The sequence below is a fragment of the Synechococcus sp. W55.1 genome, assembly GCF_047461655.1.
Taxonomy (GTDB): domain Bacteria; phylum Cyanobacteriota; class Cyanobacteriia; order Thermostichales; family Thermostichaceae; genus Thermostichus.
In genome coordinates, this window is sequence record NZ_JANSHN010000016.1 from 47,125 (window position 1) to 70,074 (window position 22,950).

General features: G+C 58.7%; 19 protein-coding genes and 1 pseudogene. 10 read left to right on the top strand and 10 right to left on the bottom strand.

Annotated features, from left to right (window positions below):
- Positions 1-4: 4 nt before the first annotated feature.
- The 7 genes from ligA to NW816_RS09415 all read left to right on the top strand — a co-directional run bounded on the left by ligA (position 5) and on the right by NW816_RS09415 (position 10,546).
- The gene (gene ligA, locus NW816_RS09385) at positions 5-2,065 is read left to right on the top strand and encodes an NAD-dependent DNA ligase LigA (RefSeq protein ID WP_414408981.1); all 2,061 of its coding nucleotides are present in this window, start codon (positions 5-7) and stop codon (positions 2,063-2,065) included.
- 809 nt (positions 2,066-2,874) lie between these two features.
- A complete protein-coding gene (gene clpX, locus NW816_RS09390; protein ID WP_414343692.1) occupies positions 2,875-4,221 on the top strand; it encodes an ATP-dependent protease ATP-binding subunit ClpX in 1,347 nt (448 codons plus the stop codon).
- Between the two features lie 70 nt (positions 4,222-4,291).
- A complete protein-coding gene (locus NW816_RS09395) occupies positions 4,292-4,981 on the top strand; it encodes a potassium channel family protein (protein ID WP_414408973.1) in 690 nt (229 codons plus the stop codon).
- Positions 4,982-5,052: 71 nt separating this feature from the next.
- Entirely contained in the window at positions 5,053-6,477 is a 1,425-nt protein-coding gene (locus tag NW816_RS09400; protein ID WP_414408974.1) for a TrkH family potassium uptake protein, read from the top strand.
- 242 nt (positions 6,478-6,719) lie between these two features.
- Positions 6,720-7,826: a phosphotransacetylase family protein gene (locus tag NW816_RS09405; RefSeq protein ID WP_414408975.1), complete on the top strand. Its 1,107-nt coding sequence runs from the start codon at positions 6,720-6,722 to the stop codon at positions 7,824-7,826.
- Between the two features lie 480 nt (positions 7,827-8,306).
- Entirely contained in the window at positions 8,307-8,807 is a 501-nt protein-coding gene (locus tag NW816_RS09410) for a ribonuclease H family protein (protein ID WP_414356510.1), read from the top strand.
- 95 nt (positions 8,808-8,902) lie between these two features.
- The gene (locus NW816_RS09415; RefSeq protein WP_414408976.1) at positions 8,903-10,546 is read left to right on the top strand and encodes a DUF3352 domain-containing protein; all 1,644 of its coding nucleotides are present in this window, start codon (positions 8,903-8,905) and stop codon (positions 10,544-10,546) included.
- Positions 10,547-10,593: 47 nt separating this feature from the next.
- Here the strand turns inward: NW816_RS09415 and NW816_RS09420 are convergent, their stop codons facing one another.
- From NW816_RS09420 to NW816_RS09450, 7 genes are all read right to left on the bottom strand, one after another.
- Positions 10,594-11,337 (bottom strand): response regulator, encoded by a 744-nt coding sequence (locus tag NW816_RS09420; RefSeq protein ID WP_414408982.1) that lies wholly within the window; start codon positions 11,335-11,337, stop codon positions 10,594-10,596.
- Positions 11,338-11,405: 68 nt separating this feature from the next.
- The gene (locus NW816_RS09425; RefSeq protein ID WP_414343700.1) at positions 11,406-12,164 is read right to left on the bottom strand and encodes a sensor histidine kinase; all 759 of its coding nucleotides are present in this window, start codon (positions 12,162-12,164) and stop codon (positions 11,406-11,408) included.
- 109 nt (positions 12,165-12,273) lie between these two features.
- Positions 12,274-13,752, bottom strand: a complete 1,479-nt coding sequence (locus tag NW816_RS09430) for a sensor histidine kinase (RefSeq protein WP_414408977.1) — start codon at positions 13,750-13,752, stop codon at positions 12,274-12,276.
- Positions 13,753-13,896: 144 nt separating this feature from the next.
- Entirely contained in the window at positions 13,897-14,883 is a 987-nt protein-coding gene (locus tag NW816_RS09435) for a pentapeptide repeat-containing protein (protein WP_414407181.1), read from the bottom strand.
- 140 nt (positions 14,884-15,023) lie between these two features.
- Complete coding sequence (locus NW816_RS09440; protein ID WP_414408978.1) at positions 15,024-16,583, bottom strand: hypothetical protein; 1,560 nt, start codon at positions 16,581-16,583, stop codon at positions 15,024-15,026.
- Positions 16,584-16,733: 150 nt separating this feature from the next.
- Positions 16,734-17,627 (bottom strand): CoB--CoM heterodisulfide reductase iron-sulfur subunit B family protein, encoded by an 894-nt coding sequence (locus NW816_RS09445; protein WP_414408979.1) that lies wholly within the window; start codon positions 17,625-17,627, stop codon positions 16,734-16,736.
- Between the two features lie 335 nt (positions 17,628-17,962).
- Positions 17,963-18,628, bottom strand: coding sequence for a Crp/Fnr family transcriptional regulator (locus tag NW816_RS09450; protein WP_414356496.1), 666 nt, complete (start codon positions 18,626-18,628; stop codon positions 17,963-17,965).
- A gap of 369 nt (positions 18,629-18,997) precedes the next feature.
- Between NW816_RS09450 and surE the strand changes: the two genes are divergently transcribed.
- Positions 18,998-19,777, top strand: coding sequence for a 5'/3'-nucleotidase SurE (surE, locus tag NW816_RS09455; protein ID WP_414373307.1), 780 nt, complete (start codon positions 18,998-19,000; stop codon positions 19,775-19,777).
- 22 nt (positions 19,778-19,799) lie between these two features.
- On the opposite strand, the gene NW816_RS09460 is transcribed toward surE, so the two are convergent.
- From NW816_RS09460 to hisH, 3 genes are read right to left on the bottom strand one after another with little or no spacing between them, the layout of a single operon-like run.
- On the bottom strand, positions 19,800-20,009 hold the full coding sequence (locus NW816_RS09460) for a pentapeptide repeat-containing protein (RefSeq protein ID WP_414328915.1): 210 nt from the start codon (positions 20,007-20,009) through the stop codon (positions 19,800-19,802).
- Positions 20,006-20,479: an EVE domain-containing protein gene (locus NW816_RS09465; protein WP_414356493.1), complete on the bottom strand. Its 474-nt coding sequence runs from the start codon at positions 20,477-20,479 to the stop codon at positions 20,006-20,008. The genes NW816_RS09460 and NW816_RS09465 overlap by 4 nt, the downstream gene beginning before the upstream one ends.
- A 6-nt stretch (positions 20,480-20,485) precedes the next feature.
- Positions 20,486-21,142, bottom strand: a complete 657-nt coding sequence (gene hisH, locus NW816_RS09470; RefSeq protein ID WP_414356491.1) for an imidazole glycerol phosphate synthase subunit HisH — start codon at positions 21,140-21,142, stop codon at positions 20,486-20,488.
- Between the two features lie 68 nt (positions 21,143-21,210).
- Here hisH and hemW point away from each other — a divergent pair, with 68 nt between their 5' ends.
- Both hemW and NW816_RS09480 read left to right on the top strand, forming a co-directional pair.
- Positions 21,211-22,428 carry a radical SAM family heme chaperone HemW gene (gene hemW, locus NW816_RS09475; RefSeq protein WP_414408980.1) on the top strand — a complete coding sequence of 406 codons (1,218 nt, stop codon included), beginning with the start codon at positions 21,211-21,213 and terminating at the stop codon, positions 22,426-22,428.
- A gap of 177 nt (positions 22,429-22,605) precedes the next feature.
- A pseudogene (locus NW816_RS09480) lies at positions 22,606-22,950 on the top strand (IS5 family transposase); the annotation flags it as partial.

The following is a 22,950-nucleotide window of genomic DNA, read 5'->3' on the forward strand; positions in this document are numbered from 1 at the left end:
CGTTATGGATCCCAAGTTGGAAGAACGCGCCCGCGAGCTGCGCACCCTGCTGCAGAAGGCCAGCATTGCCTACTATGTCCACGATGCTCCCATCCTGGAAGACAGCGTTTACGACCGCCTTTACCGCGAGCTGCAAGAGCTGGAGCGGGCTTACCCTGAACTGGTCACCCCCGATAGCCCTACTCAGCGGGTGGGAGAAAAACCTGCAGAGCATTTTCCCACCGTCTTCCACCGCATCCCCCTCTACAGTTTGGAAAACGCTTTCAACCCAGAAGAGCTAGAGGAGTGGCAAGAGCGCCTGCTGCGAGTTTTGGGCCGTGCCCCTGTGCGCGACAGCGGGACAGAGGGAGAGCTGGAGTATGTCTGTGAGCTGAAGATTGATGGCGCCGCCTTGGCCCTAACCTACATCGAGGGTCTTTTGGAGCGGGGTGCTACTCGGGGGGACGGACAGGCCGGAGAGGACATCACCCCCAACGTGCGCGCCATTCGTTCGATTCCCCTGCGGCTGGCGACAGCAGATCCGCCTCCCGTTTTGGAGGTGCGGGGGGAAGTCTATCTGGCCCTGGCCGAGTTCGAGCGGATTAACCGGGAGCGTTGCTCCGCCGGGGATCCCCCCTTTGCTAACCCGCGCAACTGTGCTGCCGGCACCCTGCGGCAGTTGGATAGCCGCGTTGTGGCTGCCCGCAAGCTCAGCTTCTTCGCCTACGCCCTCCACTGGCCGGAGGGATGGCCTGCCGGGGATCCCCCGCAAACCCAGTGGCAGTGTCTGCAGCAGCTCAAGGAATTGGGATTTCCAGTCAACCCCCTTTCCCAGGTCTGTCGGGGCTTGGGAGAAGTGATCCAATTTTATGAGCGATGGCGGGGTGCCCAGCTCCCCTACGCCAGCGACGGGGTGGTGGTGAAATTGAACTCCTTGCGGCTGCAGGAGGAGGCCGGCTTTACGCAAAAATTTCCCCGCTGGGCCATTGCCCTCAAATACCCTGCCCAGGAAGTCCCCACCCGCATCCGCGCCATCGTGGCCAGCGTGGGCCGTACCGGCGCCGTCACTCCAGTGGCAGAGCTGGAGCCGGTTCCTTTGGCCGGCACCCTTGTCAGCCGCGCCAGCCTGCACAATGCCGATCGCCTGCGGGAGCTGGATGTGCACATTGGCGATACTGCCATCGTGCGCAAAGCCGGGGAGATCATCCCGGAGGTGGTCGGGATCCTGAAGGAATTGCGCCCTGCCGACGCTGTTCCCTACAGCCTGCCCAGCCAGTGCCCCGAATGCCACGCCCCTTTGGTTCGTCCCCCTGGCGAAGCCGTGACCCGCTGCCCCAACCCCGAGTGCCCGGCCAAGCTGCGGGGCCAATTGCAGCACTGGGCCAGCCGTGATGCTTTGGATATCGAAGGCTTAGGGGAAAAGCGGGCAGCCCAATTGGTGGAGAGCTTGGGGGTGCGCACCGTAGCCGATCTCTACCGCCTCACCCCAGAGCAGTTGCAGGGCTTGGAGGGGATGGGATCCCGCTCCAGCCAAAAGCTGGTGCAAGCCATTCAGCGCTCTCGTCAACAGCCCTGGGAACGAGTGCTCTACGGGCTGGGGATCCCCCATGTGGGGGTGGTCACCGCCCAGATTTTGGCCGGCCATTTTCCCACCCCTGAGCTTTTGGCCCAAGCCAGCGCAGAAACCATCGCCCAGATCTATGGGATAGGCGCGGAAGTGGCGGAAGCGGTGGTGGCCTGGTTTGCCGAGCCGGCCCATCGTCGCCTGTTGCAGGAGTTGCAGGCGCTAGGGATCCCCGCTCTTCCTCAGCAGGAGAACCCTGCCGTCTCCCAGATCCTGGCCGGGAAAAAATTCGTGATCACCGGCACCTTGCCCACCCTCTCCCGCCAGCAGGCCAAGGCTTGGATTGAGAGTCGGGGGGGCAAAGTCACCGCCAGCGTCAGCCGCCAAACCGACTACGTGGTGGTGGGCTCTGACCCCGGCTCCAAGCTGGAGCAAGCCCAACAACTGGGGATCCCCCTGCTGACCGAAGCGGAGCTGTTGGCGCTGGATCCCACCGTGGAATCCGGTGATCTGCATCCTTGACAGGGTGGATCCCCGAAAAACTTGGGTAGGGTGGGTTGTCTTAGCGGCAGGGATAATTTATGATTCACCTCTAGTGAGGAGTGGACGCCAATAGGGGGAAGCGAACGAAACACGGACAGTTCCTTCCCCTTTTTGGTTACAAAAAGGCGCGGCCACACCTCCAAAAAGTATCCAACTTAACTGAAGGATTCCTTTGCCAGTGCCAGATAAGTTCAACTATGATGGGATCAGCGGAGACGCATGTTTCCGTTCACTCCTCACACCATCTTCCGCTCGGCGTCAAGTCGGGCGGTTTTTCTATAAATCCGTCCAAAGGATGTATGACCATTCCCGATAGCAGCGAAACGGCTCACCCCTTCCATTTCCAGTTTTCCTCCTTGTGAGACACTTGGGGAGAACCGAGGCTGTGGCGTTTGCACGGGTAGCGCAGAGCGCTGGAGAAGCTTATGGTCACTTTGAAGCAAGAATGAAACACCTCCGTTGCATTGCTTCCCAGCTCCCTGAAGAGTGGGTGGTCGCGGAAGCGGCACGGAGCGCTTGGGAAGTGTCTCAATCCAGTTTGAAATGACTATATCTCCAGTCTTTCCAGTTGATCCCCATGGGAATCTCTTGGCACCCTGCCCCCTTGGGGATCCGGAAACAAGCCCTACGAGCCCAGTGGAGATGCTAGACTAGTAGCTCAGTGAGATTCCACCAACTTCGGCCTCCTTACGCTTTCGCAGCCAATTTGCGACTGGATTGGAAGGTTTAGTTTTCTTCTGGCTTTTGCCGGATTAGGATAGCCAAGAGCAAGCAGCAACGAGGATCCCATGGCCAAATATGACTCCCATCTAAAGTGCTCCTTCTGCAACAAGTCACAGGATCAGGTGCGTAAGTTGATTGCGGGGCCGGGGGTCTACATCTGTGACGAGTGCGTGGAGCTCTGCAACGAGATTTTGGATGAGGAACTCTACGACGGCAACACTCCTCCTGCTGCCGCCCCTGCCGGCGGCCGGCGTGAAGCTCCTAAAAAATCCTCCCGCAGCCTGCCTTCTTTGGCGCAGTTGCCCAAGCCGCAGGAGATCATGCGCTATCTCGACCAATATGTGATTGGCCAAGAAAAAGCTAAGAAGGTTTTGTCGGTGGCGGTTTACAACCACTACAAGCGTCTGGCTGCCAAGGCCAACCCCGGTAGCGTCGGAGTTTCGGAACTGGATGAGGTGGAGCTACAGAAGTCCAACATTTTGATCATTGGCCCCACTGGCTCCGGCAAAACCCTGCTGGCGGAAACCCTGGCTCGCATGTTGGATGTGCCTTTTGCGGTTGCAGATGCTACCACCCTTACGGAAGCTGGCTATGTGGGCGAGGATGTGGAAAACATCCTGTTGCGCCTGCTGCAGGTGGCGGACATGGACGTAGAAGAGGCCCAGCGCGGCATCATCTACATCGACGAAATCGACAAAATTGCCCGCAAAAGCGAGAACCCCTCCATTACCCGCGATGTCTCCGGCGAGGGGGTGCAGCAGGCTTTGTTGAAGATGCTGGAAGGGACAATAGCCAACGTGCCTCCCCAGGGAGGGCGCAAGCACCCCTATCAAGACTGCATTCAAATCGACACTTCCAACATCCTCTTCATTTGCGGGGGGGCTTTTGTTGGCCTGGAAAAAGTAATCGAGCAGCGCATTGGCAAGAAATCGATGGGCTTTATCAAGCCAGGGGAGCAATTGTCGGTTAGCCGCGAGCAACGTATGGCCAATGCCCTCAAGGCTTTGGAGCCTGAAGACTTGATCAAGTACGGCATGATTCCCGAATTCACGGGGCGGCTCCCGGTAGTGGCGACTTTGGATCCGCTGGATGAGAAGGCGCTGGAGGCGATCCTGACGCAGCCCAAAAACGCCATTCTCAAGCAGGCGCAGAAGCTGTTGCGCATGGACGGGGTGGAACTGGAGTTTGAACCTGCCGCCATTGCTGCCATTGCCAAAGAGGCTTATCGCCGCAAGACCGGGGCTCGCGCCCTGCGGGCCATTGTGGAAGAGCTAATGCTGGATGTGATGTACGAGGCACCCTCCCGCCGCGACCTAAAGCACATCCGCATCACCGCAGAGATGGTGGAGCGCCGTTCCACCCGCGAGCTGATTCCTCACCCCTCTACGCTGCCCAAGCCTGAGTCGGCCTAGAGTCGCGGCCCTTCCGATCCCTGCTGGATGAACTTATGATCTGTTCTTGAAAGAGGGGGCAGGAGATCCTATGGCAGGGACTGCGTTCCGCTGGCGCGAACGACAGCGGGTGGATCGTGAATATGCGGTAATTGGTCTGGGGCGCTTTGGTTCTAGCTTGGCTCTCACCTTGATGGAGCGAGGGCACAATGTCTTGGGGATCGACCGCAGCCGTGAGATCGTGCAGCGCCTGGCGGATCAGTTGACGCAGGTGGTGGCACTCGATTCCAGCGATGAAGATGCGCTGCGAGCGGTGGATATCCTCTCCTTCGACACGGTGGTGGTGGCCATTGGCAGCGATTTTGAGAGCAATTTGCTGACGACGGTGGCCCTGAAAAGTCTGGGGGTGCGCAATGTGGTCTGTAAGGCGTCGACCGAGCGGCAACGCTCTATTCTCCTGCGAGTGGGGGCAGATCGGGTGGTGTTGCCGGAGCAAGAGGCAGGGCGCCGTTTGGCTCAGGTGTTGACAGCACCGGGGATCCTAGATCAGCTAGAGCTGGAGCCGGGCTACAGCATTATGGAATTACAGGTGCCGGAGGCGTTGGTGGGCCATACGCTGGCGGAGTCGGATCTGCGTCGCCGCTTCGGCATCACGGTGCTGGTGGTGAAGCGAAAGCAATCGCTGGTGGTCTCTCCCCCCGCAGACTACCTGCTGGAAAAGGGGGATTTGCTGGTGGTTCTGGGGGCCAATACCAACATCTCGCGGCTGAATGAAATGTAGAATGAAATGTAGGGAGGGCTCCGATGAGAGAGGGATCCGTCCCGCTTCCGCGAGAGGAGGGCTCTGAGCGCTTGGTTCCACCGGTACCATCCCGCGCCCGCCACCTGCCGACACCGGGCTCGGCATTGTCTCAGTCCTCTAGGGCCTTTGGGAATCGTCTGCAGTGGTTTTTCGGGGGGGACAGGCGTCGCCCGCTGCCACCGCCATTGCGCCTGGTTGTAGGGTTGGGGCTCTTGGCAGTGGTGGGAACTTTGGTGCTCATGTTGCCGGGGATCGGGCGCGGGGATCCCTTGAGCTGGAATGAGGCGCTGTTTACGGCCATGTCGGCCCTGAGCGTGACGGGGCTCTCGACGATTGTGGCGGCGGAGGATCTCACCCTGTTGGGCCAGATTGTGCTGCTGATCCTGATTCAGATTGGCGGGGTGGGCTTCATGGTGTTGGCGGTGGTGGTGTTTCAATTGATCGGGCGGCGCATTTCCCTCCTCAATCGCTTGGCGCTGTGCAATTCGCTGGGTCTAATCGATCCGGGGGCGATCCTGGAATTGACTCGGTGGGTGCTGCTGGGGGTCACTCTCATTGAGTTGGGGGGGGCTCTGCTGCTCTGGGTGCACTGGCGGGATCTCTATGGGCCGGGGCGGGCAGTTTTTCTGGCTATTTTTCACGCGGTGTCGGCCTTTTGTAATGCAGGATTTGACCTGTTTGGCCGGGAAGGGATCCCTACAGACGGTCTGTCGCTGGCGATTTTGGCCGGTCTGATTTTTATCGGCGGTTTGGGCATCCCGGTTTTGTCGGATTTGTTAACCTGGCCGCGGGGCCACCGCCCCTCTCTGCACACCCGCATTACCCTGGGCGTGGTGGTGGTCTTGCTCTGCACGGGCGGCATTGGTTTGTTTTTGGGAGAGAGCTTGCCCGGTGGATCCCTGCTGGAGGTGAGCTGGCCCCGCCGCTTGGGCCTGACGTTTTTTCAATCGGTTTCTGCTCGAACGGCTGGGTTTGCCGGGATCCCCATTGAGGATTTGACCCCGGCAAGCCGGTTGCTGCTGATGGCTCTCATGTTTATTGGGACAGCCCCAGCTTCTATGGGGGGCGGCATAACCACCGGCACCTTGGCGGTGTTGGTGTTGGCCCTCTGGGGCTATGCCCGCGGTTTGCCCAGCGCTCAGATTGCCGGGCGCAGCTTGGATCCCTCCATGGTGCGCAAGGCGGCAGCGGTGTTGACGGTTTCTCTGTTTGTGGTGTTGTTGGCCGCTTGGTTGATTTTGATAACCCACAGTAACAGTAGGTTGGATCCGGTGTTGTTTGAGGTGATCTCCGCCTTCGCCACCTGCGGCCTCTCGGCAGCCTTCACTGGGGAGTTAAACTGGTTTGGCCAACTGATTATCGTGTTGGTGATGTTCTGGGGCCGGCTGGGGGCATTGACCATTGTCTTGGCCTTGGCCCAACAACAGCCTCGCCCGTTGGTGACCTACCCGGAAGAGCCGATCTTAATCGGTTAGCCCGGAACCGAGAAAAAAAGAGTCTGGTCGCGGCGGCGTTGCCCAGGTTCCAACATTGGTCTCTGGTTTTTGGGAACTTGAAGAGTAAGACTTTGCGTCCAAGCTTGCGTTCAACCTGCGTTTTAGTTCAAGAGACGGGAAATCCCCACCTTTGCTCAGATTCTGCACCGGCTTCTCCCCGAGTAGCCTTCGTTAGACTGAGTATCGGATCCCTTCGTCCCTCTCGTTACCGGGAGCCATCCGTGTCCAAGTTCCTTTTAATTGGTTCTACTGAGCCCTTCAGCGGTAAGTCGGCTGCCATCTTGGGTTTGGCCAAGCATCTGCAGCAGCAAGGGATAAAAGTCACCTATGGGAAGCCCATCGGTTCTTGCGAGCGGGAAGATTGCTCGCTGGAAGGGGGCGATCCGGATATGCGCTTTGTGGCGGAGTCTCTGCGGCTGACGATGGATCAAATGCCGCCGATGCTGCTCCGGCTCAACGAAGAGGCTTTGCTGGCTCAAATGAAGCGAGCTCCCGGGGATCCAGCTCCAGAGTGCCCGGTTGCCCCTCTGTTGGAGTTTGTCCAGCGCTCCCCTGCCGATTTGGTGCTGCTGGAAGGCCCAGCCGATCTTTACGAGGGGGAATTGTTTGGCCTGTCGCTGGCCAAGATGGCCCAAGCCCTGGATGCTCCGGTACTGCTGATCAGTCGCTACCATTCCCCCTTGGCCGTCGATTCTCTTCTCTTTGTTCATCGCCAACTGGGATCCCGCTTGGCAGGCGTGCTGCTGAACGATGTGCCACCTGACCAAATGCAACCGGCAAAAACGATCATTCGGCCTTTTTTGGAGGGACACGGGATCCCGGTGCTGGGGATTTTGCCCTCCCATCGCATTTTGCGCAGCATCAGCGTTGGGGAGTTGGTGCGGCAACTGGATGCCGAGGTGCTCTGCTGTCCGGATCGGATGGACTTGATGGTCGAAGACATCGCGGTGGGGGCGATGAACGTCAACTCGGCCTTGAAGTACTTCCGCAAGCTGGATCACAAAGCGGTGATCACCGGCGGAGACCGCACCGATATTCAACTGGCCGCCCTGGAAACTTCCACCCTCTGCCTGATCTTGACCGGCAAGCTCCCTCTGGATCCCCGCATTCGGTCTCGAGCAGAAGAGCTGGAAGTGCCGATTCTCTCGGTGGATCTGGACACCTTCACCACCATCAACCGCATCGAACGGGTTTTTGGGCAGATTCGCCTGCACGAGGAGGTGAAAGTCCGCTGCATCCAAGAGCTAATGTCAGCGAATTTTGACTTTTCCCGTCTCTATGCTCATTTGGGCTTGACACAACCCCTAGTGTCGGCGGTAGGTGCATAAGAAAAGTTATTACTGGCTTCTCTATATTTGGTGTCTAAATAGATATTTCTTCGAGATTGAGCACTATATATATGATCAAGACGAAATAAGCTCAGTTTTGACGCGCTGGTCTCTAGTGTCTGATGCTTTCCAGTATCTGCAATGATTTCTGCAAAAAAACGCAGGGATCTATCGCCGGTTTGGCCTACTCACCGAATTCGAGAGATATCATGCGAGTATTCATCACCTCAACACACCACTCCTCCCCCAGATTTTCTGGGGGTTTTTGTTCGCGCCGTTTTGGCAGAATTTCCCTGTCTCTCTAACCTTACGTCACGTGAGCTGGTGTTGACGAGGTTTATACTACTGATAGTGTAAAGTAAAACTTTCCCGGAACTAGATACACTAAATAGTGGTGCTGGCACGCCCTTGTGCGGTAAGATGCAGTGTCTGTTGTCGAGCCGGGATCCCAAATCTTCCCGTTAGCATCGGATGAGCACCATGACCAAGGTTTCACGGATGCGCAGCCGCAAAGGAGCGCGCCCCAGCCGTCTGGCTGCCTGCCCCCGCAGCGGCATCTTCACGGACGGGGGATGTTCTCCTAACCCGGGGCCAGGGGGATGGGCCGTGGTGGTGGTTCAAGATGATCGGGTTGTGGAAGAGTTTTGGGGAGGGGATCCCGATAGCACCAGCAACCGCATGGAACTGACCGGCTTAATTCGGGCTTTGCGGTATTGCCGTGACACCCAAGGCAACAGCGTGGACACCATCTACAGCGATTCCCACCTCTGCGTGCAAACCTACAACCGTTGGATGTCGCAGTGGGCAGCTCAGGGATGGCGGCGGCGCACAGGCCCGGTGGAAAACCTGGATTTGATCCAGGAACTGTATCGGCTAAAGCAGGAGTGCCCCCAGGTGCGGGTGGTTTGGATCCAGGCTCACGAAGGGTTGCGCTGGAACGAGTACGTGGATGAGTTGGTCGCTCGCGCCCGGCCAAAGTAACAATTTCTACATATTCCGATGTATGAGGCTGCGATCACAGACAGGCTCTGAGTCCATCGCCTATCCTCAAGAGGACGGCTCGTCGCAGGTGTGATATGAAGACCCAACTTCAGTGCCGGTTTCGTCCTCTCTCCCTTACGTTGATGGCGGTGGGGGGCTCTTGGCTCCTGGGATCCTGCCAACTCAGAGGGCCACAGGTACAGTTGCCCGGCGATGTTCTGCCGGAAACCGCGCTGGTTCCCCAGTCGGCGCCCCTGGTACTGACCTTTTCTACCCAACCGGAAGAATCTTTTCGCACTCACCCTGACCTTTTGGCCCAGTGGGAGAGCTGGACGGCAGAAGCTTTGGCTGAAACCGGCAAGGAGTTCTCTCGGGAAGAGATGCAAGCTTGGGCTGGCGAGCAATTCACGATGGCAGTGGTGATCCCCAATCTGGTGCCTGGAGCTGCCGAGCCGGTGCCTGGGATCCTGTTTGGAGCCAGCACCCGCAACGCTGATTTGTCTGGGCAATTCTTGGCCCAGGTGCGGCAACAAGCAGCAGCAGAAGGGGCCAACTTCGAGCAGCGCCAGGAGCAGGGGGTCACCCTCTATGTGCAAACCAACGGGGAGCCGGGCGAGCGGTGGGTAACTGCTGAGTTTGGCAACCGTTTTGTGGCGGTGGCCAACGACCCGAGGGTGATGCAGCAGGCGATTGCTGTGTATCGCGGCGAAGCAGAGCCGATTGGCCGCTCCGAAAGTTTCCGCACCGCTGTTGGCGATCTGTATAAGAGCGGCACGCTGGCCTTTGCCTACTTCAACTTCCAGGCTTTGCAGGAGGATCCCGAATCTTTCCAAGACTGGATGCAGGATCTGGATCCGGCGACGCTGGGATCCCTGCAACCCCTGCGCTCTTTGGCCATGGCTGCCCACTGGCAGGAGCAGGGCCTGCGGCTGCGCATGTTGACCCAGACCGATCCGAAAACCCAGGTGCAGGGGGGGTGGCAAACGGCTCGCGGCGAACTCATTCAGCGGCTGCCCGGCAATGCCTTGGCGGTGCTGACCACCCAGCAGATTGCCCAGCGCTGGCAAGCCGTTATGCCTGAGCTGGAAAAAGATCCGCCGGTCAAGGAGTCGTTAGAGGAGCTGCGGGCTGAGTTTCGCGCCAATACCCGTTTGGACTTGGAAAAAGATCTGCTGGCTTGGATGGATGGGGAGATGGCCCTGCTGGTGGCACCGGATGCCCAGGCCCATCCCCTGTTGCAGGGCATGGGAGCAGCCTTGGTGATCGAGACCAGCCAAAAAGACAAGGCCAACGCGGCCCTGACTCAGTTGGATCGGCTGGCCCAAGAATCGGGAGTAGGGGTAACGGAGGCGGGTGGACAGGTGACGTGGGCGGATCCCTTGTTTAACCGCCCGCTTTTGACCCGCGCCTGGGAAGGCAACTATTTGATCGTGACCAGCAGCACGGCGGCGCTGCAAACCCTCGCCCAACGCCAGGGCAATTTGCTTCCCCAAACCGAGCCGCTGAAAACCCTCTACGATCAGTTGCCCAAGCCCAACTACGGCTACTTTTTGCTGAATTGGCAAGGGATCCGAACAGTGCTGGAGGCCACACTACCGGGTGGTTTGGCAGGCTTGGAGCCGGAGGCCCGTGAGCTGCTGACCCGCATCGATGGGCTGGGGATTACCAGCTACCCTGCCGGGGATCACGCCTTTGGGGTGGAGCTGCTGGTTACTGTGCCACCAAAGCCCCAGCGATAAAACCGTGTCTCACGTTCTTCAGTCTTCCTAGGGGTTGGGGGTGAGGGCTATAGCCGAATTAGGCCATAGGTAAGGGCATAGCGAACCAGCTCGGTGCGGCTGCTGGTGCCCGTCTTGTTCAGCAGGCGGGTGACGTATTTTTCCACGTTGCGCACGCTGGTTTGCAGCTGCTTGGCAATCTCCTTGTTCATCAGCCCTTCTGCCACCTTCTCCAACACCTGTTGTTCCCGCGGCGTCAGCTCTACCTTGATGGGTGGGGGCAGGGGGGTGGGGGCAGAGGTCTGGGCAGGCGTGGCTGTGGCAAGGGTGCGCTCCGACAGCAGGGCGCGAATCGAGGCCAGCTCGCGGGCCACCACCTCCGAAGGGCTGGCAGCGCGGGATCGCTCAATGAGATTGGAGACGATGGCCACCAGCTCCTCCGGATCGAAGGGCTTGGGCAAATAGGCATCGACACCGGCCCGGTAACCCTGGATGCGGTCGGCGGTCATCCCCTTGGCGGTGAGGAACACCACCGGCAGATGGCTGTAGGGCTCGAGTTTTCGCAGTTGGGCCAAAAATTGATAGCCATCCATGCCCGGCATCATGATGTCGGAGATGATCAACTGAGGCTGGGCCGTGCTGAGCAGTTGCAGAGCCTGCTGGGCGTTGGCCGCCGGGATCACCTCAAAGCCGCTGTCCTCGAGGTAGGCTTGCACCGCTTCCCGTAAGCCGGGTTCATCATCTACTAGCAGAATGCGGGCTGCTGGACTGGCAGCAGAGGGTTCGGGTTTGGCTGGGGGAGAAGAGGCCATCTGCAGCTCCTGGGTAGCGTTCAAGCGTTTGGCGGCACCTGCCATCCCATATCTCTACAATCTTCCTACTAACCTGTGGGCAATCTCAGGCGAAAACAGGAGCCTTGGGGGGAGCTTTCCACCTGGAGATCTCCGCCCATCCGGGTGGCCAGGTCGCGGCTAATGGCCAACCCCAGCCCCTGCCCTGGCTTAGAAAGATCTGCCCGAAAAAAGGGATCGAAGATCCGCTCCAGGTTCTCAGGGTGGATGCCGGGGCCGTTGTCGCAGACGGCAACGAACACTTCCCATTGCGAAGCAGTTGAGGGATCTTCACCCAGCTCCACCTTCAGCCGGATCTCACCTGGGGGCGGGGTGTACTTGCAAGCGTTGTCGATCAAGTTATCAAGCACCTGCCGCAGGGCACGCGGATCGGCTTGTACAGGGGGTAGGGAAGGGGGCAGGACGGCTTGAAAGTGGTGTCCCTGGGTTTCGGCCAAGGCTTGATAGATGGGGATCCACTCCCGCAGCAGGTCGGCCAAGGAGAGGGGCTGAAGCTGGAGGGGGGCCGGGATCCCGTCCAAACGCTCGAACTCCGCCAGCAGCTCCTGCAAATGCTTGCACTCCTGTTCAATGCTCAGGCCAATCCAGTGGTTGCGATCCTCGGGGGGCAAGCGTTTTTGCAATAACTTGGCCAGCGTGCTCAGGGCGGTGAGAGGATTGCGCATTTCGTGAAGCAAAGTGGAAAGCTGCTGGGCAGAAAGAGTGACCCCCTTAACCTTGGGTTCTCCGGCTCCGCAGACGGGTTCAGGCTCTGGATGGTGTTCAGCAACTTTTCTGGCTCTCGGCATGGATCCAATCTCTAGACTCTCCCGGCGCTGGCAGATCGATCCTAGCCCTACCTCCCCTGCAATCCGCCATATCAATCCTGAGACGCTATCGGGATCCCAACTGGGTGGCTTATAGCTGGCGGGGCAGGTAGATGTTGAGAACTTCCCCCCGATGGGCGCGGTGGCGCACGGTGAGGTAGCCCCCCAAGGCGCGGAACAGAGTTTGGGTGACGGGAAGGCTGAGGCTCACTGCACCGGTATCCGGCTGCACGACCAACAACTGCCCAATCGCCTGAGGGGATTTGGGCTCTGCGGCAGCAGCGACGTTGTTGTCCTCAGGGGTGTTGACCTGAAACTGAAGTTTGACCAGCTCCCCTGCGCTGACCAACTGGGCGCGAATGTGGCTGCCAGCCGGCGTGCTGCGGGCAATGCGGTCGACCATGCCAAACAGCACCGCTTCCAGCGCCTTGGGATCGCTGACCACATCCGGCAGCTCATCGGGAATCTCCAACTCCAGTTGGGATCCCCGCCGTTCCACCTGCTCCTGCCAGCGAGGCAGGTTTTGCCGCACCAAGTCCACCAGCGCAATGGGCTCTAGCTGAAGCCGACGCCCCTCCTGTGGGGTAGCAGCGGGCATCACCGTTTCTGTAGCCTGGAAAAACAGCCCGAAGCGGTTGATTTGCTCGGTACATTCGCGGTCAATTTTCTCCACGTATTCCCGTACCCGCGACGGCAGATCGTGCCGCTTCAGGATGAGACTAACCAAGGTGCGGATGGTGCTGAGGGGCGTCTGGATCTCGTGGATGAGAGCCCGCAACAGTTCTGCCTCCGAAAGGCTGTTCTGTTGGCCTTGACCGGCAGGCTGGCCATGGGAAGGAGGAGACCGCCGCTTCTGCCAATCTTCTGGCCGGGTTGTGGGCGCAGGGGAGTTCTCGGCTCTGGCGGGGGGTAAGCGAGCGGGCGGGGATCCCGACTCGGCCAGGTTTCCCAGCAGAAGAAGGCTGCTGAAGCGGGCCAGCACCCGCACATGAGGCTCCATGAGGGGATGGTGCTTGATCAGCTCCTGCCAGAAGGGCAAGCGATCCGGCCTACCCTGTTGAACCCGCTGCTCTAGGATCTGCCAAGCCCGATGCACCACTTCCGGCTCAAAAGACACCATCATCCCCCTCTGCCGCGTGTGGGGGTGATGCCCTTGGGCGGCCACCGCCGAAAAAACAGGGGTGAGCACCAGCAAAAAAGGCTCCTCCACCAGGGGATCCTGCGGCAGGAGAGGGATCACCGTCTGGCCAGGGGTCAGAATCGACTCGGGGGACAAGTCGGGGGTAAACAGCCAGGGATCTTCACGGGCCAGCTCCCGCAGCTTCAGGTTCGGTTCTGGAGCGTCAATGGGCGACGGCAGTTGAGGCAGCGGATCCCGAACCACCCAGGGGGGCCACCAAGACACCGGCCCACCGATCACCACCCCAAACTGTCCAACTTCTTGCCATAGCTGGAGCAGGGCTGCCACCGTCTGCTGCCAGGAGCGCTCTCCTGCCCCCGGCAACCATTCCGGCAAGGGCAGATCGGCCCACAAAGCTTCCATCAAGGACAGAAATCGGCGGCTGTTCACGGATCTCTTTGACCCATCCTTCCCTTGTAGGGTAGCGGTTGTGGCCTCTCTGGGGCAGGGGAAAACCTCACCTTTTCCGGGGCGGATCCCCGTCTCACTCAGGGACAAGAATCCTCGTCCTCATACGGTAGCGAGTCTGTCCAATCAGCCTACCCGTCCATCCGGCAGAGTTGCCCCGCGCAAATTGGCCCCGCTGAGGTTGGCTGTGCTCAGATCGGCTCGGGTTAGGATTGCCTCGCCGAGATCGGCATTTTCCAGGTTGGTGCGGCCCAAATAGGCATCCACCAGGTTGGCACACCGCAAATCGGCCCCGGCCAGATTGGCCCGACTCAGATCTGCCCGCGCCAGTTTGGCCGAGCACAGACAACTGGCGGAAAGATCGGCTGCGGCCAGATCCGCCTCGCTCAAGTTGGCCTCTGTCAGATTCACCTGGCGAAGTATCGCCTCCTTCAAGTTGGCCCGCGCCATCTGCACCCCTTGCAGGTCTGCCCCCAAAAAAGAAACCCCCCTCAGGTCGGTCTCGCTCAGGATGGCTCCCTGCAAACGGGCTTGCTGCAGGCTGGCCCCTTGCAAGTTGGCCTTGATCAAACTGGCCTCTTTTAGGTTGGCCCCGCTCAGGTCGGCCCGTGTCAAATCCGCTCCCGACAGGTTGGCTCCGCTGAGATCAGCGCGGCTAAGATTGGCGTTGCGCAATACCGCTCCCCGGCGGCTATCGAAACGGAGATTAGCCCCCCGCAAGCAAGCTCCCCCCAAGTTGGCACTGGTGAGGTTGGCCCAACGCAAATCCGCATCCAGCAGGTTGGCATCGATCAACAGAGCCAGCGTCAGGTTGGCCCCATGCAAATCTGCTCCTTGTAGGGTGGCGCCGTGCAACTGGGCATCTCTGAGATCCGCCTCGCTCAAGTCCGCCTGGCTGAGGTTGGCCCCCCCGAGGTTAGCCCCGACGAGGTTGGCCTTCTGCAGCTTGGCCCGCCCCAAGAAGGCGAAGATCAAATTGGCACTGTGCAGGTTTGCTTGGGAGAGATCCACCCCGATCAAATCGGCCCGGCTCAGGTCAAGGGCGGCCAGGTTCTCGCCCGCAAAGTTGATCCGTCCTGCCCGGTAAAGCCGAAGCAGATCCTTGGCATCCATAGAAGAGAGGGGAGAGCTCAGAGAAGTGAGAGAGGAGCTGCACTGGTGGTTATTCTAGATAAGGATCTGGGCGTTTCCCCAGCACTCTGCGCAGCTGATCGCCAGTGTTGAACGGGATCCCCAAACAGCGGGTTTGAGCTTCAAACCAGCCCGAACAGACGGCGCTCTGCCTCCTCCATGCGATCCAAGAAAGCAGCAAATTTGGTGGAGATCTCCCCCACTTCCTGCAAAAAGGCGCGTAGTGTTTGGTACTTGAGAACCAAGGCTTCCTCTAGGGTGCAGGTTTGGAACTGCTCATCCAACGCCTTGCCCAACTCGCTCAGGGCCTGTTCGATAGCAGTTTTGACAGAGCCGACGCTGCGCCGCACCAAACGCATCACCTCCTGCTCCAACTGCGGCTTTTGCTGGGCCAGCTCGCTGCTGGCCAACACCTGTCTTAGGGAAGCATAGGGATCCGCCAGCTCAGCGGGCATTTCGGTAACCGCCTCCGGCAGAGCCTGTTTTGCATTGCTGACGCGCAGGGGCTGCACCAGGCGCCACTCCGATTGTTCTAGCTTTTTCAAGATCCCCATGAACATTGCGGCGGATCCCTCGACATCCCTCAAGAAGCCGCGCAGCACCTGGTGTTTGAGGGTCAGATATTGGACGGGATCCTCATCCTGCAGACCTTCGTCCAGGGCGTTGCCCAACTCGCTTAGGGTGTTCTCGATGGCAACCATCAAGGATCCGGCGCTGTGATGGAGCAGTTGGCGGCAGGACTCTGGGATCTCCTGTCGCAGGTCAGAAGAGGGGCCGGGTGGTGTTGTCCAGGTTGCAAAAGCCAGAGGATCTGCAGGTTCTTCCTCATCTTCTGGGATCCCAGCGTCAATCCAAGTCATGGGGCTGGCCAGGGACTCTGCCTCGCCCGCGCGAGCGGCATCTTCGGTATTCAGCCAATCCAGATTGGCGGAGAGAGGCTCAGCAGCCAATCCTCCGCCGGGGAGGGTCGCTGGGGGCACGTCAACGTAAAGAGGCTTCAGCATCTGCAGCACAGCATTGGCGGCTTGGCCATCCTGATCCGGCTCCTGCAACTGCTGCACCGCCTCCTTCAGCCGGGCTTCCAGTTCTTGGGGGGAGGCGCAGGCATCGTAGAGGGCTCTGAGCAGCTCGTCCAGGCTGTAGCGCCGCAGGGCCGCCAACCCCTGCAGAGTAGGCTCTACTTTGTGGTACAAAGCCGTGAACAGAACCAGCTTGGCCCGCAAAGGGCTGGTTTGCCGCATCACCCCTGCCCGCAGCTCGAAGGGATCGTAGTCTTGCTTTTGCAGTCGTGGGCTTCCATACTCCAAGGACAAGATAGGCGAGGGTGCGGCCCAAGCTGATGGCTCCTTGGGCGAGGGCATGAGTGGGCTAGAGGGATCCGCTTGGGGCTGTTGATACAGGGGCTGTAGCTTGCTTAGCAGCATCTTGGCGATGCGAGCATACTCGGCTTTTTTGTTGATGCGGCTGATGGCCTCTCGAAAGCGTTGGCCCAAAGCATCAAGGGTAGCGTGCTCACGGCAAAGCTGCTCCAGCAGGGCTTTCAGATCTATCTGGCTCAACTTGCTGACATCGCTTTCCCAAGTGCTGGTGCAGGCAAAGTAAACCAGCTTTTTCACTCGGTCTGCGTACCCGCCCTGCTGCACTTCTTGCACAACAAGGCCAAAGGGATCCGAGACTACCATAGGGAGCTGCCAAGCAGGAGTAGGTGAATTTAAGAGGAACTTTGCGGTTTTTGAACAGGGACGGGTACCTTGCTGGGCAGAATAGCATATCCTTCCCAGGCAGAACCCACCTGATGTTTGCCCAGGGATCCCCCAGCCATCAAGTGGGATTTAGCGGCCTATTTTTTGCAGGGCTCTTTCCACCTGTACTACATGGCGGTTCAGTCCCAAGTTTTCCGCTGGGATCCCCAGGGCCAGGCCCACCAATTGTGGCAAATGCAGGATCGGGATCCCCAGCTTGCGCCCGATCACCTCTTCCACCTCCGGCTGCCGAGAGTCCAAGTTGAGGTGACACAGGGGACAGGGGGTGACCAAACAATCCGCTCCCGCCTCTATGGCCTCCAGAAGATGCCGGCCTGCCATCGAGAAAGACTGCTGCGGGGCATAGCTGGAAATGGGCCAGCCGCAACACTGGGTGCGCCCGCGATACCAAACAGGGGTGGCCCCCAAACGCTCGAAGAGATCCTCCATCAAACGGGGATCCCGTGCCACATCGAAGCGGGAGATGTCGTAGGCCCGCAACAGATAACACCCGTAGAAGGCAGCGCAGCGCAGCCCCAAGAGGGGCCGCTTGACCTGTTGGGCCAATCGCTCCAGGCCGTAGTCATGAACCAGCACCCACAGCAAATGGCGCACATCGCCTGTGCCCTGGTAACGGCTCTCACAGCCCCCTTTCTGGCACAGGGCTTGCACCTGGTGAAAGTACTCTGGATTCGCGGTTTTCGCAGCTTTTAACTTTTCATTCACGCGGCCCAACACCCCCTGACAGGTGCTGCAGTGGGTGAGCATCGGCAACCCCAGCGCCTCGGCCAAAGCCAGGTTGCGGGCATTTACCGTATCTTCCAGCAGCTCCGATTCTTCTTTGAAGGTGCCAGAACCACAGCAAGAAGCAGCCCCCAGCTCCACCAGTTCAATGCCCAGATGCCGCGCAATCTGGTCGGTGGAGTCGTACAGCTCACGACAGGCCCCTTGGGCCACACAGCCGGGGTAGTAGGCGTAGCGCAAAGGTGAAGGAACAACAGCGCCGACATTCTCCCTGCCCTAAATGGCAAGGATTTTTTCCCAGGTTGCAGGATGACTCCTACTTCCTGGGCTACACCACCTTTGCAAGTGGTGAGGGATGCTATGACCCGAACTACTGGGATGAACTCCCAGATACTTTCCCTGTTGACACTGCGCCATATTCAAGTTGGCGGAGTTCATCCAACACCATAGCACAAAGCCGACCTGGTTGCGTCAGCGGGCCGTAGGCCTTAGGGCGGGGCTGGCAACCCAGTTTTCTTGGTCAGCAGTGCAGTTTTTGACAGGGTGCCGTAGGCATAACGCTTTAGACAGCAGGGCTAGGCGCTGGCCGCCTTCTTCGGAGTGGGCTGGAGCTTCACCCCGTTGGGAATGCAGATTAAGTTTTGATCCAGCACCTGCACAAACCCTTTCGAGCGCAGGGATCCCAGAAGGCGAGTCACCGTCACACGAGTGGCCCCAATGGCATCCCCAATCTGGGCGTGGGTAAGGGGCCAGGGAAGATACATCCCCTGTTCACAGGGCTGCCCATACTCCTCGATCAACAGGCTCAAAAAGCCCTTGAGGCGGTCGATGGCGCGCCGTTGGCCCAAGTTTCCCAACCACAGCAGCTTCCGTTGCAGTTGCTGGCGAAAGTTTTCCTGGACTTTCTGGTGCAAGTAGGGCCACTGCTCCAGGTCTTGCCAGTAGAACCACATCACCGTGGTGCGGTCGGCGTGGGTGCAGGCTTTTAACTCAAAGCGCTCTGGGTTGCTCAGCTCAAAGGGAAACCCAGCCGTGATAAACCCAACAAAGACCTCCCGCCGCTCTGGAGTTTGGCTGACCAAGCGCACCACCCCCTCTTGGGTGATGTACACCAATCCCGGACGGGTGGGGATGCGCACGTCTTTGGGAAAGGTGCGACAGCGGTAGTGCTCCTCGGCCCACTGGCAAAGCTCACGCCATTCCTGAGCCTCTGTTGCCGATGTGATGGAAACAAGTGACATGAGATCAACTTCCTGTCGCTCGAGCGACCTGATGGGTTTTACAGACTCCCCAGCTTTGCCCCGCTGTTCGCTTTAGCGGGAAGGAGTCTCAAGGGGATATGGATGAGGAAACAGCAAGATGCAAACAAGAAGGCACAACAAAGAGGAAGGAAACCGCAGGGTTTACTTTACCTTAGCTTCATAATGGCACTTGACCTCATGGGGTGACATTGTGTTCCTACTGATATTGTTCGAAAGGCTACGTCCAATAATAACCTCAAGAGGCCGTGAATTTTCAGATTTCGTCGCTGAACTTGGCTACCTGAGGGATCAGAGCGGATCGTTGGGTCAGACTGGTGTATGTCTAAGGGCGGGTGTGGGGTGGCTGCGATGAACATTCTCATCAGCAACGATGATGGCATCCAGGCGGCGGGGGTACGTTGTCTGGCCGCTGCTCTGGCTCGGCTGGGCGCACATCAGATCACGGTGGTCTGTCCGGATCGGGAGCGCTCGGCCACCGGCCATGCCTTGACGTTGCACAAGCCGCTGCGGGTGGATCCGGTGCGGGAGGGATTTCCCCCAGGAGTGCAGGCCTGGGCCTGTTCGGGCACACCTTCCGACTGTGTCAAGTTAGGTCTGGACGGGCTATTGGATCATCCTCCCGATTGGGTGATTTCCGGCATCAATCAGGGAGCCAATCTGGGCACCGACGTGCTCTACTCCGGCACCGTATCGGCAGCGATGGAAGGGCTGCTGGAAGGGATCCCCAGTTTGGCGGTGAGCCTGGCCAGCTTTACCCATCAGGATTTTCAGCCGGCAGCGCAAGTGGTGCTGACGTTGCTGGAGAAACTGAGCTTGAAGCCCTTGGGGGAGCCCATGCTGTTGAATGTGAATGTGCCGCCATTGTCGGCTGCCGAGATGCGCGGCATGGTTCTAGCTCCTCTGGGCTGGCGCAAATACACCGATATCTACGAGAAGCGGGTGGATCCGCGCGGCAAGGCCTACTACTGGCTGGCAGGAGAGGTGGTGGAAGAGGGGGTGGATCCCCGCTCGGATGTGCGGGCCGTTGCGGAAGGCTATGTATCGATTACGCCCCTGCAGCCGGATCTGACGGCCTACGCGGCCTTTGATAGCTTACAGCGCTGGGGGCTCTCAGCTTTTGGCTCATGAATTTTAAGCCGGTGAGCTGGGGTCAGCGCCGAACAATGTCATCCCCTCCAAATTTTGGGTCGAACTCGGCGGGAAAGCGGGTGTTGGCACTGTAGATTGCCCCTTCCAGAAAAGCGCTCTTTAGGTTGTCCATCGACAGATTGGCCCCTCGCAAATCCGCCCCCGTTAGATCCGCCCCACTTAGGTCGGCGCCACGCAAATTGGCCCCACTCAGGTTGGCCTCGCCCATCATAGAGGAGACTGCGTAGAAACTCCCGTCAGCGCCAGCAATCGTTTCGCCACCCCTTCGGCAACCGGCATGACCGACAGTCGCGTGCCCCGTCGTACTACTTCCAGCTCCTCTGGGGTGAAGGTGTCTCGCAATTCAGCCAAAGGGATCAATCGCCCAAAGGCTGAGACAAACCGCACTCGCACCGTATGCCAGCGGGGATCCTCGCGGGTAGATTTGGGATCATAGTAGGGGCTGGCAGGGTCGAATTGGCTGGGATCCACCACGTGGGTTTCCAGGATCTCCATCAAACCGGCAATTCCGGGTGGCTCGGCATTGGAATGGTAGAAAAAGGCGCGATCCCCAGGCTGCATTGCCTTCAGATAGTTGCGGGCTTGGTAGTTGCGCACGCCATCCCAAAGGGTTTGGCCCTCCCGCTGCAAATCCCAGATGCTATAGATGCTGGGCTCAGATTTCATCAGCCAATAGTTCATGGGGCACTAGGCTCTGGGAGCAGATAAGGGGGAACAACGGGCAACAAACTCGACAAAGTTGCGCAGCATCTTCAAGCCGTAGGGGCCGGACTTTTCTGGGTGAAATTGGGTAGCAAACAAGGTGCCGCGGGCAATAGCGGCTACACAGGTTTGGCTGCCGTGTTGGGTGGTAGCAGCCACCCAGGCTGGATCGCTGGGCACACCGTGATAGGAATGGACAAAATAGGCCCAGGTTTGATCGGGGATCCCTGCCCAGAGGGGAGAGTGGGCTTGGGTGAGTTGCAGTTGATTCCAGCCCATGTGAGGGATGCGCAGGCCCGCCTCTGGCCGAAAGCGCTGCACCCGTCCGGGCACGATGCCCAGCCCCGGTTCCACCCCCTCTTCGCTGCTCTCAAACAAAACCTGCAAACCAATGCAAATGCCCAAGAAGGGCTGCTGCCGCTGCACCGCCTCCCGGATGGGATCCACAAAGCCTCGCTCTCGCAACTGCTGCATGGCCGGATCAAAAGCCCCATCTCCCGGCAGGATGATCCCGTCGAAACGCTCCAGCCCGACCGGCTCTGTTACCAGATGCACCTCTGCCCCGGCACGCTCCAAGCCTTTGCAAGCCGAATGCAAGTTTCCGGCATCATAGTCGATTACCGCCAGGCGCACAGCTCCCATGGGATCCCTCCTCGTGAGGAGTTTCGGAGTCTATCAGTATAGTGGTTCTATCCCGTTTGAGCTGACCCATGGCTGTGGCAACGGCTTTGCACAATCCCACTCCGACCGATACTGCTCTGCAATGCTGCCGCGACCAGGTTGATTGGCCTGAAGCAGCTTACCTGCACATCCCTTTTTGTCGGCAGCGCTGCCACTACTGTGATTTTGCCACGGGCTTGGGCACCCGAGAGTTGATAGAAACTTACGTGCAAATGCTCTGCCGAGAGATCGGCAGCTCCTACCGCTACCGCCATCTGGCCGGGGATCCCAGACCGTTGACCAGCCTTTTTTTCGGGGGTGGCACACCCTCTCTGCTGACGGTGGAGCAAGTGGGGCGGATTTTGAACGAGCTGAAAGAGAGGATCCCGTTTCATCCTGACTGTGAGATTTCCCTAGAGGCCAATCCCGGCACCCTGACCCGAGATCAGTTGGCGGGCTATCGGGCATTGGGGGTTAACCGCATCAGCTTGGGGGTACAAGCGTTTCAACCGGAGCTGCTGGCCGCTTGTGGCCGCCTGCATGGGGTAGAAGAAGTTTACGAGGCTGTATCTGATCTCAAAGCGGTGGGCCTTGATAATTTCAATCTGGATTTGATCTTTGGGCTGCCTTACCAAACCTTGGAGCATTGGCACAACTCTTTGCAAGCTCTCATTGAAATTAACCCTCCCCACGTCTCCATCTATGATCTGACGATTGAGCCGGGAACCCGATTTGGCCGGATGTACCGACCGGGAGATGCGCCTTTGCCCACCGAGGAAACCACGGTTGAAATGTACGTGATGGCGCGCAAGCTGCTCACCCAGACCGGCTACATTCACTATGAGATTTCCAATTTTGCCCAGGCTGGGTATGCCTGCCGCCACAACCGGGTTTATTGGGAAAATCGCCCTTACTTCGGCTTTGGTATGGGATCCGTTGGCTACGAGGGTGGACGGCGCATTCAGCAACCCAAAACCCTTTACCACTACTTTGAGCAGGTGAAAGCTGGAGTCTACCCCCTCCCTCCTGAAGCATCTCCAGAGGAAGTTTGGATGGATACTTTGATGTTGGGGCTGCGTTTACAGGAAGGTCTGGATTTGGGCCATTTGCAAGAGCGTTTTGGCCGGGCAAAGGTCGAGCAAGCTTTGGAGAAGCTGGATCCCTATTTCGAGAAGGGCTGGGCCAGTTGCGAGGCGGGTCGGCTGCGGCTGATCCCACCCAATGGCTGGCTATTTTCCAATGAGATTCTCAAGGACTTACTGGCTTGATTTTGCCGGGATCCCTCACCAAAGTTGCCTATCTCAATTGGCCGGAAACTCAGGCCTCGAAGATCACAGGCTGTGGCCATTTCCAGCGGCAATTATGGTCATTTATGGTCATTTCGATTCAAACTAGGTTGTGTTTACTTTCAGTATGAGGTGAGGATAGTTTTTGGGCAAGGTCTGATGAGTTACCTTGTCATAGATGACAATAAATGGCAAAAGATTCTAGCTTTTCTGCGAACAGAACCCCACATCGGCAAAGAGGCAGGATGCAAACGGTTTATCGAGGGCGTGCTGTGGATGGCTCGTTCTGGCTCCCCCTGGCGCTACCTCCCGGAAAGATATGGAAAGTGGTACACCATTTACCCAAGATTCCATCGCTGGAGTCGCTTGGGAGTCTGGGAAAGAATGTTTCAGTTCTTCATCACAGAACCCGATTGAGAGCATCTTATCCTGGACTCAACCATCGTTCGTGCTCACCCCTGTGCAGCCAAAGGGGAGCAAGCCTTGGGCAGGAGTCGAGGTGGA

What these genes read in the sequence shown, in the direction of transcription:
- ligA (WP_414408981.1), top strand. Translation starts at nt 5, where the DNA reads ATGGATCCCAAGTTGGAAGAACGCGCCCGCGAGCTGCGCACCCTGCTG.
- clpX (WP_414343692.1), top strand. Translation starts at nt 2,875, where the DNA reads ATGGCCAAATATGACTCCCATCTAAAGTGCTCCTTCTGCAACAAGTCA.
- NW816_RS09395 (WP_414408973.1), top strand. Translation starts at nt 4,292, where the DNA reads ATGGCAGGGACTGCGTTCCGCTGGCGCGAACGACAGCGGGTGGATCGT.
- NW816_RS09410 (WP_414356510.1), top strand. Translation starts at nt 8,307, where the DNA reads ATGACCAAGGTTTCACGGATGCGCAGCCGCAAAGGAGCGCGCCCCAGC.
- NW816_RS09415 (WP_414408976.1), top strand. Translation starts at nt 8,903, where the DNA reads ATGAAGACCCAACTTCAGTGCCGGTTTCGTCCTCTCTCCCTTACGTTG.
- NW816_RS09420 (WP_414408982.1), bottom strand. Translation starts at nt 11,337, where the DNA reads ATGGCCTCTTCTCCCCCAGCCAAACCCGAACCCTCTGCTGCCAGTCCA.
- NW816_RS09425 (WP_414343700.1), bottom strand. Translation starts at nt 12,164, where the DNA reads ATGCCGAGAGCCAGAAAAGTTGCTGAACACCATCCAGAGCCTGAACCC.
- NW816_RS09435 (WP_414407181.1), bottom strand. Translation starts at nt 14,883, where the DNA reads ATGGATGCCAAGGATCTGCTTCGGCTTTACCGGGCAGGACGGATCAAC.
- NW816_RS09440 (WP_414408978.1), bottom strand. Translation starts at nt 16,583, where the DNA reads ATGGTAGTCTCGGATCCCTTTGGCCTTGTTGTGCAAGAAGTGCAGCAG.
- NW816_RS09450 (WP_414356496.1), bottom strand. Translation starts at nt 18,628, where the DNA reads ATGTCACTTGTTTCCATCACATCGGCAACAGAGGCTCAGGAATGGCGT.
- surE (WP_414373307.1), top strand. Translation starts at nt 18,998, where the DNA reads ATGAACATTCTCATCAGCAACGATGATGGCATCCAGGCGGCGGGGGTA.
- NW816_RS09460 (WP_414328915.1), bottom strand. Translation starts at nt 20,009, where the DNA reads ATGATGGGCGAGGCCAACCTGAGTGGGGCCAATTTGCGTGGCGCCGAC.
- NW816_RS09465 (WP_414356493.1), bottom strand. Translation starts at nt 20,479, where the DNA reads ATGAACTATTGGCTGATGAAATCTGAGCCCAGCATCTATAGCATCTGG.
- hisH (WP_414356491.1), bottom strand. Translation starts at nt 21,142, where the DNA reads ATGGGAGCTGTGCGCCTGGCGGTAATCGACTATGATGCCGGAAACTTG.
- hemW (WP_414408980.1), top strand. Translation starts at nt 21,211, where the DNA reads ATGGCTGTGGCAACGGCTTTGCACAATCCCACTCCGACCGATACTGCT.